Below are 11,989 nucleotides of genomic sequence, written 5' to 3' on the forward strand. Positions count from 1 at the left end.
GTTTGTGTTTGACATGGGGGACTTCACAGCCGCGGTGCCGGGATTTGGTCGAGCAATTGCTGCAATACCTGATCGACTTGCAACCCTTCGATGTCCAGCTCCGGGGCGAGGCGTACGCGATGGCGCAATACGGCCAGTGCGCAGCCTTTAATGTCATCGGGAATCACGAATTCGCCACCGCGTAACAAGGCGCGGGCGCGGGCGCAACGCACCAGTGCGATGGAGGCGCGCGGCCCGGCGCCGAGGGTCAGCCCCGGCCAGGTGCGGGTGCTGCGCGCCAGACGCACGGCGTAATCGAGCACTTGATCGTCGAGCGGCAAATCACTGGCAATGCGTTGCAGAGCCTGCACGTCTTTGGCCTGCAACACCGTGCGCAGCGGTTGCACGTCGAGCATGTCGGCGCGGGTCGAGCGGCTGACCTGACGCACCATGTCCAGTTCCTGATCGGCGTCCGGATAATCCATGCGCACTTTGAGCATGAAGCGGTCGAGTTCGGCTTCCGGCAGTGGGTAAGTGCCTTCCTGTTCGATCGGATTTTGCGTGGCGAGCACCATGAACGGTTGCGCAATCGGCAGTGCCTTGCCTTCCAGTGTCACCTGACGTTCCTGCATGGCTTCGAGCAGCGCGGCCTGAGTTTTCGCCGGGGCGCGGTTGATCTCGTCGGCCAGCAAAAGGTTGGTGAACAGTGGGCCTTTGCGCAGTTTGAACTGCTCGGTTTTCAGGTCGTACACCGCGTGACCGGTGACATCGCTGGGCATCAGATCCGGGGTGAACTGGATGCGTGCGAACTCACCACCGAAGCAACGGGCGAGTGCACGCACCAGCAGGGTTTTGCCGAGGCCGGGAACGCCTTCGAGCAGCACGTGGCCACCGGCAATCAGCGCGGTCAGCACGTCGTCGATCACGCTGTTCTGGCCGATCAGCGCCTTCTGCAATTCGCCGCGTACCGCTTGTGCGAGTTGGCTGGCGCGCTGCCGCTGCTGGGCGGCGTGGCTCGGCGAGCCGGGTTCGATCTCACTCATAAAGCGTTCCTCAAGGTTTGCAGGTGGGCGACCTGGCGGCAGAATTCAGCGCTGGACAAGCGCTTTTTCGGCGCCGTGCTCAGGGCCTGGCTGATGGCGCGGGTCGGTTGCCGGGTCAGGCGCGACAGCACCAGCCATTGTTCGGCAACGTTCAATTGGTCGAATCCGGGATGACGATGACGGGCGCGGCGCAAGACATCTTGCTGCAAGGCTTGCAGCAGCGTGTGCTGGCCGTTGTGCCGCAGGATGAAATCGGCACTGGCGCGCAGGTGCTCCATCAGTTGTCGACGGCCGCTCGGTGCGGGTACCTGAACCGGGCCGTGGCGTACGCCGACGTGCCACAGCCACAGGCCGATCAACGCGAGCAGGGCAACGATGGCTTGCGGGAAGTTGCGCCAAAGCAGAGTCAGCAGACCGTCGTGCTCAGTGTTGAACAGCAGCGTGACGTCGGTATCGGCGCTCAGATACCAGAGCAGCCAGGCGTTGTCGTGCTCGGCGATGGCGGCGCTTTTCCAAAGCTCGGCATCGGTGACCACGGTAATCGAGCCGAGGCCGTAGGCCAGTTGCATCATGTGCGTGGCCTTGGCGCTGTTGGCCCAGGCCTGAGCGAGGTTTTTCGGATCGTCGAGATGGAACGCCGGATCAAAACCGGCGTAGGCGGGCGCGTCTTCGTCTTCCAGATACAACTTGGTCAGTTTCGGGTAGGGGTCGTCGCCGGCATCGGCGGGTGGATCTTTCAGATCCTTGCTCATGGATTGATGCAGTTGCACGCGGTCGAGCAGCAGGTCATTGCTCTGGCCGGTTTTCTCATCCCAGATCGATTCGGCGACGAACACCAATCGGCCACCGGCGCGTGCCCAGTTCAGCACTTGGTCGACCTGGCGCGGGGTCATCCGCGAGCGGTCGTTGAACAGCAATAACGTGTGTTGGCGCGGATCGATGTCGGGCAGCACGCTGAGGCTTTCGGCGTGATCGACCTTGAGGCTGCGCTCACGCAAAAACATTTCCGCCGCCAGATAAGGATTGGCCTGCGCGGCGGGCGAGGGGCCGTGGTCGATGACTTCTTCGTAAGGCGTGGCCTTGAGGTAAAGGAAAACGCTCAAAGCGCCCAGCAGCGCAATGAGCAATGCGCCGACGATCCACAGCGTGCGCCGGTTCAACGGACGGCTCCGGGGCCGAACAACGCGCGCCAGCCGTTACACAATTCTTCGCGCAGATGCGCCGCTGGCACTCGATGTCCGTAAGCCATGTTCTGCCAGTGGCGGGTGAGGTTGCGGCTGAAGGCGAGCAGTTCCGGACGCTGCAATTGTTCGACATGCGCCAACACCTGACTTTCCGTGTCGGCGGGTTTCAACGTCATGTCGAAGTCGTGCAGCAAATGGCTGAGCAGCCCGCGATAGAGCAGACCCAGTGCCGCCCGAGGTTCGGTGTGCCAGAGTTGTTCGGCGTGGGCGGCGATGTCGGCGGGCAAGGTTTCGCGGTTCAGATCGAGACCAAAGGCTTGTTGGGGAACCGGTCTTTTCACACGCTCGGGCAAGCGCGGACGGCGGCTGACAAACGCTCGCACAAACTCGCGGTAGCGCCAGATCAACCAGCCGAGCGCAGCAATCACCGCGCCCCACAGCAGTATTTCAATCACCCTGGCCAAGCCATCAAGATGCTTGCCGTCGAGCCAGCCGAGCAGGGTTTTCAACCACTGCGGCGCTTCACCTGCTTTGCCTGCCTTGGCCGGGGTCGCCGGATCTTCGCCAAAACGATAACGGGTGACGGTTTCCTTGTTCTTGAACGGTGGCTGTTCCAGCAACGCCTTGATGCTGTCGCGCGAGGCCTGGCTGGTCAGCGGCTGGTTCAAAAGTCGAGGCGCGTCCGGTGCAATCGCTGGTTCATCGGCCCATGACGACGGCACGCCCGGCAACAGCAGACACACCACCAGCAGCAAACCGAGCGCGCTGCTGTTCAGGCGCTGGCGCAAGCGGCGGAACACCAGCTCGATGTCCCACGCTTCCAGCACCGTGCGCCGGTTCAGATACAGACTGAATCCGCAGGCGACGTAGACCGGCTCCCAGATCACCAACACCAGCGCGTAGAAGGCGTTGGTCAGATGCTCCAGCCAGCCCCAGTCGTTGTCGGCGGCGAGAATCAGGCTTTGCCAGTCCCAGTCGGTTTCGATTTGCTGCGGCAAGAGCATGTAGAACAGCACCATCAGGCCTATCCACAACGCGCTTTCCAGATGCGCTCCGATCACCGTCAGCCACTGCGCGGCCCCGGCATTGCGTTGCAGCAAGACTTGCAAACGTTGCTGGCGCGCATCGCCGTCGAGGCCTTCGAGTTGCACCACTGGCAACAGAAAGCTGCGGCTCAGGCTGAAGCGACGCCAGGTCAGGCTGGCGAGCAATTGCGGCCTGAGCAGACGCGGCCATTCGCGCAGCGCCTGTTTCAACGTGGGCGTTTCGCCGAACAGGGATTTGGACAGGATGTACAACGGCAAACGTTCGTAAGCCGGTTTCAGCCACCAGAAGATCAACAGCGCCAGCGACGGCGATTCCCACAACAACGCAGTCAAAAGAGCGAACAGCGGCAAAGTGACAATCGCCCAACTGGTCATCAACAGGCGCCGATGCTGCTGACTCATGAGCACACCCAAGTCCATGGCTTCCCAGGATGTGCGCGGGCGGATCACCACGGTCGCATCACTCAGGCGCATGGCGAGTCCTTCCGGCGAACAGCAGATAAATCGCCACACTCAGCCACAGGCCGGCACCGACCAGATATTTGGTCAGCGGAGTGACCGCCGTGCGCGACGACCAATAGGCCTCGATAAACGCCGCGATCAACAGAAACAGCATGACCCCGCACACCAGCAACACACTCTGGCGTGCCGCGAGCCTCAGCGCTTCGCCACGCGTCAGCCGTCCCGGTGCAATCAACGCCCAGCCGAGTTTCAAACCCGCCGCACCGGCCAGCGCAATCGCAGTCAGTTCGAACGCACCATGCCCGATCACGAACGACCAGAACGTCTGGCCAAAACCGATTTCTGTCAGATGCCCGGCCACCGCGCCGATCATCAAACCGTTGTAGAACAGGAAAAACGCGCTGCCCACGCCTGCCAGCAATCCCCCGGCGAAGGTCTGAAAGGCAATGCCGATGTTATGCATGATGTAGTAGCCGAACATCACCCAGTCTTCACTGGCGGCACGTTCGGCCGAGCGCCCGAGATGGCCGGCGACCGGGTCGTACATGCCCTGCATCTCGCGCACCTGGTCGGCGGGGATCAGGTTGTAGATCAGCTCCGGGAACAGATAAACCAGCACACCGAAACCGATCAGGCTGCCGAAAAACAGCAGCGCGGAGGCGAGCACGAAGCGCCATTCCTCGCGCACCAGTCTTGGAAAACCACCGAGAATGAAACCCAACAGACTGGCGCCGAGTTGGCTGCGATGCCGGTACAGCTGCTGATGGCCGCGCAGCACCTGCTGCTGCAACGAGTCGATCAGAAAACTGCTGTAGCCACGTTCCTGCGCCAGAGCCAAGTGGTGGCAAAGTCGGCGATAGGCTTTGGGGAAAGCGCCGACTTGCGCCGTGTCCTTGCCGCGCTCGAGACGTTCGAGAGCCAGCGCAAAACGCTCCCATTCGGCCTTGTGGCGGTTTTCGAAAAGGCTCTGCTTCATGTCGGCCCCAACAGGCCACGGGCGATGCCGTTGAGCTCGGCCACGGCTTTTGGCGCGCTGATGTGCAGCGGCTGGGCGAGCAGGGCGGCGAGTTCTTTGACTCGCTCGGGCGACAACTCACTCTGGCGCTCGGCGAATCCAAGCAGCGCGCGTTGCTCGCTCAAGGTCAACGGGATTGGCGCACGCCGAGGTTCGGCTTCAGGCAAGTGCGGACGGCTGAGCGGGCGTTCGCTGTACACCACCAGCGTACCGGCGGCGATATCGCCAAGGCGCTTAAAGGCTGGATGTTGCAGGCAACTGATTGCGCCGAGGAAGTAGCCGAACGGCATCAGGTCAACGAAGCGCAGCAGATTGCGCAGCAGCGAAGCCGACCAGCCGACTGGCGTGCCATCGTCATGCACCACGCGCAGGCCCATGCATTGCTTGCCCGGCGAACGCCCCTGACGCAGCACTTCGAACAACACCATGTACCACCAGCTCACCGCGAACAGCAGTAGCGAGCCGAGTCCGAGGCCGAGTTTGCCGAGCAACGCCAGTGCGATGAACAACACGCCGAGGATGATCCCGCGCAATCCCATATCAATCGTAAAGGCCAGAGCGCGCACCATCAGCCCGGCCGGACGCAGCGGCAAGTCGATGCCTTCCGGCGTTTCGACCTGATGCCGTGTGTCCAGCGGCGTGATCAGCGGTGCTTTCCCTGGCGGTGCTGTGTGCTCGAGCATGGTCTACCTGACAGGTGGCCGGATCGGATACGAGTGCGACCGATGCTAGCAGCCTCACGGGGGGAAACGACATAACTATGTAATACACAGCTTTCAACCAACTGTGCCTGAATTATGCTGCGCTGGCCGCGACACCGCCCGAGCGCCTAGACTTCGCCGATCTTCAGTTCAGGAACCGCCCGTGACTTCCATCTTCTGGTACGACTACGAAACCACCGGCATCAATCCGCGCTGCGATCGCCCTTTGCAGGTCGCCGGGATTCGCACCGACCACGAACTCAACGAGATCGACACGCCGGTCAATCTCTATTGCCAGCCCAGCGAAGACATCCTGCCGCACCCGGCGGCATGTGTGATCACCGGTATCACCCCGAGCCGATTGGCCGCGGAGGGTTTGAGCGAAGCCGATTTCATGACGCGCATTCACGCCCAGCTCGCTACCCCCGGCACTTGCGGTGCTGGCTACAACACTTTGCGTTTTGACGACGAGATGACGCGGTACAGCCTGTATCGGAATTTTTTCGATCCGTACGCCCGCGAGTGGCAGAGCGGTAACAGCCGTTGGGATCTGATTGATGTGGTGCGCGCCGCTTACGCGCTGCGCCCCGACGGCTTGGTGTGGCCGACGGATGACGAAGGCAAGGTCACGCTCAAGCTCGAGCGCCTGACTGCCGCCAATGGCATCGATCACGGGCATGCTCACGAAGCGCTGTCGGACGTGCGCGCAACTATCGCTTTGGCGCGTTTGATCCGCGAGAAACAACCCAAGTTGTACGACTGGCTGTTTCAATTGCGCAGCAAGCAGAAGGTCATGGATCAGATTCGCCTGTTGCAGCCTATGGTGCATATTTCCGGGCGCTTCTCGGCGGCGCGCAGTTATGTTGGCGTGGTGTTGCCGCTGGCCTGGCACCCGAGCAATAAAAACGCACTGATCGTCTGCGATCTGCACCTCGACCCGCAGGGGCTGCTCGATCTGGATGCGGAGACCCTGCGCCAGCGTCTCTACACCCGTCGCGAGCAACTGGCCGAAGGCGAATTACCGGTACCGCTCAAACTTATTCATATCAACAAGTGCCCGGTGGTGGCGCCGCTGTCCGTGTTACGGGCGGACGATCAGCAAAGACTTGGGCTGGATATGGCGCTGTATCAGGCGCGGGCATTGCGACTAAGTGACGCACCGGCAATCTGGAAAGATAAAGTCGCGGCGATTTATACCCGTGAAGATTTCACCCAGAGCGAAGATCCGGAACAACAGTTGTATGACGGATTTATTGGTGACCGTGATCGGCGTCTGTGTGAGCAAGTGAGGACGGCTGATCCTGAGCAATTAGCGCAAGAGCAATGGCCGTTCGATGACGAACGTTTGCCTGAATTACTCTTTCGATATCGCGCACGCAACTTTGCGGATACGTTGAATTCTGCAGAGCAAGAGCGCTGGAGAATCTTTTGTCGACAGCGTTTGTCGGCACCTGAATGGGGGGCACCTAATACCCTCGATTCTTTTGCAGAGGCCGCGCAGCAATGGCTGGCAAATGCGACACCTGCACAAAGTGCAGTGCTCAATGAGTGGGACAATTATGTTCAGGCATTGCGCAAACGTTTGAGCCTTTGAATTCGAATATGAAGGGGGCTGAATTTCAGGCATAAAAAAACGCCAGCGTTTGCTGGCGTTTCTTTTGCGTCGCGAACAGGTCTGCGACGAGGGGTGCGGCTTAGCCCAGCAGGGTAGCCCAGCCTTCAACCACGTCACCGCCCCACTTGGCTTTCCACTCTTTCAGAGTCTTGTGGTTGCCACCTTTGGTTTCGATGACTTCGCCGTTGTGCGGGTTTTTGTACTGCTTAACTTTGCGAGCACGCTTGGTGCCGGTAGTTTTTACTGCGCCGCCACGTGGAGCTTTGGATTTGGACTCTGGATCCAGCAGCGCGATGATGTCACGCAGCGACTTGGAGTATTCGCCCATCAGGGTGCGCAGTTTGCCTTCAAATTCCAGCTCGGTTTGCAGTTTGTCGTCTTGCGACAGGTTCTTCAAACGGGCTTGCAGCTCTTTGATCGCTTCTTCTGTGGCGCGATATTCGTTGATCAAGGACATGATTACTACCTTATGTGTGGAGTGCGCGATGGCAGGGACAGTGCCGCAATAATAGTCAGGCTGTTTCATCAAGTAAACATTTAGCCGGAGTTTTTATTTAAATTAGTTACGTAAAAGAGCTTTGAATTGAATATTCAGTTAAATATGTGATGCAGTCTTCACACATATTCACATTGAGTAGCTCGCGCAGGGCTATTGCTGCGCCAGCATTCTGGCGTGGATCGCCGTCAAAAAATCTTCAGCAAGGCCAGCCAACGGCCTGGCGCGCATCAATACTGCAGTTTTGCTGCGCAGTCGCTAGAATGGCGGCCTTTGCGAAGTTCTGGAGTTTCCCCCTCATGCGCACCTTTCGGCTGGTGATTTCTTGCCCGGACCGCGTTGGCATCGTTGCCAAAGTCAGTAACTTTCTGGCGTCCCACAACGGCTGGATCACCGAAGCGAGCCACCATTCGGACAATCAGGTTGGCTGGTTTTTCATGCGTCACGAAATTCGTGCCGATTCGTTGCCTTTCGGTATCGAGACTTTGCGCGAGAAGTTTGCACCGATCGCCGAAGAGTTCTCGATGGACTGGCGCATCATCGACACCGAGCAGAAAAAGCGCGTGGTGCTGATGGCCAGTCGCGAATCGCACTGCCTGGCTGACTTGCTGCACCGCTGGCACAGCGACGAGCTGGATTGCGAAATCTCCTGCGTGATTTCCAACCACGATGACCTGCGCAGCATGGTCGAGTGGCACGGCATTCCTTACTACCACGTCCCGGTCAATCCGCAGGACAAGGAACCGGCGTTCGCCGAAGTCTCGCGTCTGGTCAAGCAGCACGATGCCGAAGTGGTGGTGCTGGCGCGCTACATGCAGATCCTGCCACCGGCGCTGTGCAGCGAGTACGCGCACAAGGTGATCAACATTCACCACAGCTTCCTGCCGTCGTTCGTCGGTGCCAAGCCGTACCATCAGGCGTCGATGCGTGGCGTGAAGCTGATCGGCGCGACCTGCCATTACGTGACCGAAGAGCTGGATGCCGGCCCGATCATCGAGCAGGACGTGGTGCGTGTCAGCCACAGTGACAGCATCGAAGACATGGTGCGTTTCGGCCGTGACGTCGAGAAGATGGTGCTGGCCCGCGGGCTGCGTTATCACCTCGAAGACCGCGTGCTGGTGCACGGCAACAAGACTGTAGTGTTCTGATAATCGCCGGGGTCGTTGCCATGCACTGCGTGGCAACGATCGTAGATTTGCGGAGATAGACCATGACCGATCCACTGGACAAAGCCACCTCCAAAGCCCCTGCGACCCTCGGTGAAGGTTGCCTCAGTCGCTATGATCCGCAAGACATGACCCCGGACGACGGCACCGAATTCCCCGGCGCCGCCGAGTTGTGGCAACAACTCAACGAAGACCCGCCTAAGCCTGACGAACCTTCAGCAACTTCTTGAGCAACGGCCGGCCGAGCATCAACAGAAACACCGGCCCGCCGACCAGCAGATAGAAGTAATACGTCACCACCCGCCAGATCAGAATCGCCGCCGCAGCGGTCGAGCTGCCCACCATCGGCGCCAGCAGCGCTGCCGACGTCAATTCCGCCGCCCCCGCACCCCCCGGCAACAGACTGAATTGCCCGGCCCCCAGCGAAAGCATCTGGATCAGAAAACTCCAGGCCCACTGCAAATCCGCACCCAATCCACGCAACGCCAGATACAGCACGCTGTAGCGCAGCAGCCAATGCACGCAGGTCAGGGCGAACACTTTGATCAAGGTCTGCCACGGCAGCTTCAATGTATCGGTGAACGCCGCGAGAAAATGCAGCAACTTGCGCGCCCAGCGTCGCCGGGTGCCGAGCTGCACGTTGATCCGCGCCAGCAGCCGTCCGCTCAAACGAATCAGCGCACGGTGATAACGCGCCACCAGCACGCAACTGAACAGACCGCCGAACAGCGACACCGCGCTGACCATCAGCAGCCATTCCATGCGGTCGCTGATGTGCTGGAACAACGCGTAAATCAGAATCCCGCTCAGGGCGCAGAGAAAGAACAGCAGATCATTCAACTGATCCATCGCAAATACCGCACTGCCTCGCGCCGGCCGCACGCCGCTGCGCGCCAGCAGCGCCATGATCGTCAACGGCCCGCCACTGCCGCCGGGTGTGGCGCAGTAGGCGAATTCGGCGGCCATCACCACGCCAAGGCTTTTCAGTGGCGTGACCTTTTCGCGCTGATCACCCAGCAGCAGCCGCAGGCGCAAGGTGTTGATGCCCCAGCACAACAGAATCATGCCGAACATGATCAGCAGCCACGACAGCGGAAAGGCTCGCAGCCGCGTCCAGGTCTCGCCACCGCCGAGCAACGACGGAATCAACACCGCCGCAAGCAGGCCGATCAGCAACAGAATGCCGCGACTCATGCGACACGTTCCAATTGCTCGCGTTGTTGCGCCAGCCAGTCAATTTTGGTCATCGGTACTCGGCCTTCGGCTAACAGACGTTTAAGAGTTTGCAGCCAATAGTTTCGGGCGAACGGGTGGCGCATGTCCACCGGGTGCAGGCCGAGGCGAATCACCGGTGCCTGACGCCAACGCTGTGCGCGCTGATCACTGAGGATCTTCGACAAGCCTCGGCGCCAGGCGCTGCGGGCGCTCCAGACCAGTCCGGGGGCGTCGATGGCGGCAAAGTCCGGCAGGCGATAAATATGTTGTGGATCGCTGGTGTAACGCAGTGGCAACTCGCGCAGGGCTTGCCGCGTACCGTCGCTCATCAGCCACGCCGGCGCGACAAAGCCGTGCAACGGCCAGTCGAACTGGCGGAAGATTTCGATGCCGGCGTGCAGGCGGGCGAGGGCGGCTTCGCGCGACAGCTGGAAGAACTCGCCTTCATGGGTGTAAATCCGCCGTATGAACCAGTCGCGAGGTGTGGTTGGCGCCGGGCCGTCGTCGTCATGGAAAAAACCGTGCAGCGCCAACTCATCGCCACGGCGGACGCGTTCGCTGAGCAAGCGACGGAAATCAGCGTGCTCACCGAGTGCATTCCGGCGATGAAAGTCTGGCACCACCAACCAGGTCATGGGCACCTCGCCCAACTGATCGACCGCTTCGACGAAGGGCCGATAATCCGCCCACGTCGAGGGCGCGACGTCGTGCAACACCAGCAACAGGGCGCGCCGCTCGGCAGATTCAACCATTGGCCACCTGCGGCAGGGCATTGCCGAGCACTGCGTGATAGTGCCCGAGCAAACTGTCGACCACCGTGTCCCACGCGTAAGTCCGTTCGACGTGCTGGCGCGCCTGACGGCCCATTTGTCCGGCGCCGCGACTGAACAACTCACGCACTGCATTTGCCATCGCCTGCGGATTGTTCGGTGCGCAGAGCAGGCCGCAGTCTTCGCTGACAATTTCTTCAAACGCACCCGCAGCGACGGCTACCACCGGAATCCCGCAGGCCATGGCTTCGAGGATCACCAGCCCGAAGGTTTCCTGATCGCCGGCATGCAGCAGCGCATCGGCACTCGCCAACAGCCGCGCGACCTGTGCGGCCGGGCAAAATTCGTCAATCACGCTGACGTTATCCGGCACCGCTGCCGGCATCGACGAGCCGACCAACAGCAAGTGATAACGCGGGCCGAGACGCTGCATGCATTTAAGCAGTACCGGCAGATTTTTCTCTTTGGAACCACGCCCGGCGAAGATCAGCAGGTGCGTGTCTTCGCTGATACCCAGCTCGGCGCGCAGGCCGGGATCGCGGGCGTCTGGGTGGAAGGTTTGCAGATCGACGCCCAGCGGTTGCACGAACACATTGCGTACGCCGAGCCCGGTAAGCTTGTCAGCCATGACTCGGCTCGGCGCGAGCACGCGGTCGAAGTTGCCGTACAGCTTGCGCACATAGGCTTCAATGTTCGGCGTGACCCACTGGCCCATTCGATTGCTGATCAATAGCGGCAGATCCGAGTGATAAAAGCCGATCACCGGCACGTCCAGCTGCCGCCGCGCATCCAGTGCTGCCCAGGCTGTCAGATACGGGTCGCCGACTTCGATCAGATCCGGCTGCAAAGCCTGCAATACATTGCGCCACGGCGCGAGACGCAGAGGAAAACGATAACCCTTGCCGAACGGCAGGGCGGGCGCGGGAACCGAGTACACGCCATCCTGTTCCGCCAGATGTGCGCCAGGGATCAGCAGGCTGTGGCGGATTCCGGGTTTGCTGGTCAGGCGTCGATGCTTGGCATCCAGATAAGTGCGCACGCCGCCGCTGGCCGGGGCGTAGAACATGGTGATGTCGGCAATGTGCACGGTGAACATCCCTCCTCTGGTTGATCTCCCTTGGTTGACCTTTATCCAGAATAGATGTTCGGTTGGGGTTTGGGGCGGGATGGGGGTGGCAGAGTGCAGTGGTCAACTAATTCCGGGCACCTCGATAGGTGGTTTTGACGCCATCGCCCGCTCATAAACGGTCGGTGGCAGATATCCCAGTTTCGAGTGCAGCCGTTCGTTGTTGTAAAA

The 11,989-nt window shown here is 60.5% G+C and carries 12 protein-coding genes; 3 read left to right on the top strand and 9 right to left on the bottom strand.

What is annotated here, in order from left to right:
* Positions 1–23: 23 nt before the first annotated feature.
* From ACP7EE_RS25740 to ACP7EE_RS25760, 5 genes are read right to left on the bottom strand one after another with little or no spacing between them, the layout of a single operon-like run.
* Entirely contained in the window at positions 24–1,022 is a 999-nt protein-coding gene (locus ACP7EE_RS25740) for an AAA family ATPase (protein WP_420646279.1), read from the bottom strand.
* Positions 1,019–2,182 (bottom strand): DUF4350 domain-containing protein, encoded by a 1,164-nt coding sequence (locus ACP7EE_RS25745; protein ID WP_426237726.1) that lies wholly within the window; start codon positions 2,180–2,182, stop codon positions 1,019–1,021. Before ACP7EE_RS25745 ends, ACP7EE_RS25740 begins: the two co-directional genes overlap by 4 nt.
* Complete coding sequence (locus ACP7EE_RS25750; protein WP_426237728.1) at positions 2,179–3,726, bottom strand: DUF4129 domain-containing protein; 1,548 nt, start codon at positions 3,724–3,726, stop codon at positions 2,179–2,181. The genes ACP7EE_RS25745 and ACP7EE_RS25750 overlap by 4 nt, the downstream gene beginning before the upstream one ends.
* Positions 3,713–4,690 (bottom strand): stage II sporulation protein M, encoded by a 978-nt coding sequence (locus ACP7EE_RS25755; protein WP_426237730.1) that lies wholly within the window; start codon positions 4,688–4,690, stop codon positions 3,713–3,715. Before ACP7EE_RS25755 ends, ACP7EE_RS25750 begins: the two co-directional genes overlap by 14 nt.
* Entirely contained in the window at positions 4,687–5,412 is a 726-nt protein-coding gene (locus ACP7EE_RS25760; RefSeq protein ID WP_426237732.1) for an RDD family protein, read from the bottom strand. Before ACP7EE_RS25760 ends, ACP7EE_RS25755 begins: the two co-directional genes overlap by 4 nt.
* A 181-nt stretch (positions 5,413–5,593) precedes the next feature.
* Here ACP7EE_RS25760 and sbcB point away from each other — a divergent pair, with 181 nt between their 5' ends.
* Positions 5,594–7,024, top strand: coding sequence for an exodeoxyribonuclease I (gene sbcB, locus ACP7EE_RS25765; RefSeq protein ID WP_426237734.1), 1,431 nt, complete (start codon positions 5,594–5,596; stop codon positions 7,022–7,024).
* 100 nt (positions 7,025–7,124) lie between these two features.
* Here the strand turns inward: sbcB and mvaT are convergent, their stop codons facing one another.
* Entirely contained in the window at positions 7,125–7,502 is a 378-nt protein-coding gene (gene mvaT / locus ACP7EE_RS25770; protein WP_007945872.1) for a histone-like nucleoid-structuring protein MvaT, read from the bottom strand.
* Positions 7,503–7,840: 338 nt separating this feature from the next.
* Here mvaT and purU point away from each other — a divergent pair, with 338 nt between their 5' ends.
* A complete protein-coding gene (purU, locus tag ACP7EE_RS25775) occupies positions 7,841–8,689 on the top strand; it encodes a formyltetrahydrofolate deformylase (RefSeq protein ID WP_426237736.1) in 849 nt (282 codons plus the stop codon).
* A 62-nt stretch (positions 8,690–8,751) separates the two neighbouring features.
* Complete coding sequence (locus ACP7EE_RS25780) at positions 8,752–8,937, top strand: hypothetical protein (RefSeq protein WP_426206278.1); 186 nt, start codon at positions 8,752–8,754, stop codon at positions 8,935–8,937.
* Here ACP7EE_RS25780 and ACP7EE_RS25785 read toward each other — a convergent pair.
* From ACP7EE_RS25785 to ACP7EE_RS25795, 3 genes are read right to left on the bottom strand one after another with little or no spacing between them, the layout of a single operon-like run.
* Positions 8,906–9,901, bottom strand: a complete 996-nt coding sequence (locus ACP7EE_RS25785) for a lysylphosphatidylglycerol synthase transmembrane domain-containing protein (protein WP_426237739.1) — start codon at positions 9,899–9,901, stop codon at positions 8,906–8,908. The genes ACP7EE_RS25780 and ACP7EE_RS25785 overlap by 32 nt on opposite strands.
* Positions 9,898–10,674 carry a DUF2334 domain-containing protein gene (locus ACP7EE_RS25790; protein WP_426237741.1) on the bottom strand — a complete coding sequence of 259 codons (777 nt, stop codon included), beginning with the start codon at positions 10,672–10,674 and terminating at the stop codon, positions 9,898–9,900. Before ACP7EE_RS25790 ends, ACP7EE_RS25785 begins: the two co-directional genes overlap by 4 nt.
* A complete protein-coding gene (locus tag ACP7EE_RS25795) occupies positions 10,667–11,779 on the bottom strand; it encodes a glycosyltransferase family 4 protein (RefSeq protein ID WP_426206291.1) in 1,113 nt (370 codons plus the stop codon). The genes ACP7EE_RS25790 and ACP7EE_RS25795 overlap by 8 nt, the downstream gene beginning before the upstream one ends.
* Positions 11,780–11,989 lie beyond the last annotated feature (210 nt).

Source organism: Pseudomonas sp. TWP3-2, assembly GCF_049897765.1.
Lineage (GTDB): Bacteria > Pseudomonadota > Gammaproteobacteria > Pseudomonadales > Pseudomonadaceae > Aquipseudomonas.

What these genes read in the sequence shown, in the direction of transcription:
- ACP7EE_RS25740 (WP_420646279.1), bottom strand. Translation starts at nt 1,022, where the DNA reads ATGAGTGAGATCGAACCCGGCTCGCCGAGCCACGCCGCCCAGCAGCGG.
- ACP7EE_RS25750 (WP_426237728.1), bottom strand. Translation starts at nt 3,726, where the DNA reads ATGCGCCTGAGTGATGCGACCGTGGTGATCCGCCCGCGCACATCCTGG.
- ACP7EE_RS25755 (WP_426237730.1), bottom strand. Translation starts at nt 4,690, where the DNA reads ATGAAGCAGAGCCTTTTCGAAAACCGCCACAAGGCCGAATGGGAGCGT.
- ACP7EE_RS25760 (WP_426237732.1), bottom strand. Translation starts at nt 5,412, where the DNA reads ATGCTCGAGCACACAGCACCGCCAGGGAAAGCACCGCTGATCACGCCG.
- mvaT (WP_007945872.1), bottom strand. Translation starts at nt 7,502, where the DNA reads ATGTCCTTGATCAACGAATATCGCGCCACAGAAGAAGCGATCAAAGAG.
- purU (WP_426237736.1), top strand. Translation starts at nt 7,841, where the DNA reads ATGCGCACCTTTCGGCTGGTGATTTCTTGCCCGGACCGCGTTGGCATC.
- ACP7EE_RS25780 (WP_426206278.1), top strand. Translation starts at nt 8,752, where the DNA reads ATGACCGATCCACTGGACAAAGCCACCTCCAAAGCCCCTGCGACCCTC.
- ACP7EE_RS25785 (WP_426237739.1), bottom strand. Translation starts at nt 9,901, where the DNA reads ATGAGTCGCGGCATTCTGTTGCTGATCGGCCTGCTTGCGGCGGTGTTG.
- ACP7EE_RS25790 (WP_426237741.1), bottom strand. Translation starts at nt 10,674, where the DNA reads ATGGTTGAATCTGCCGAGCGGCGCGCCCTGTTGCTGGTGTTGCACGAC.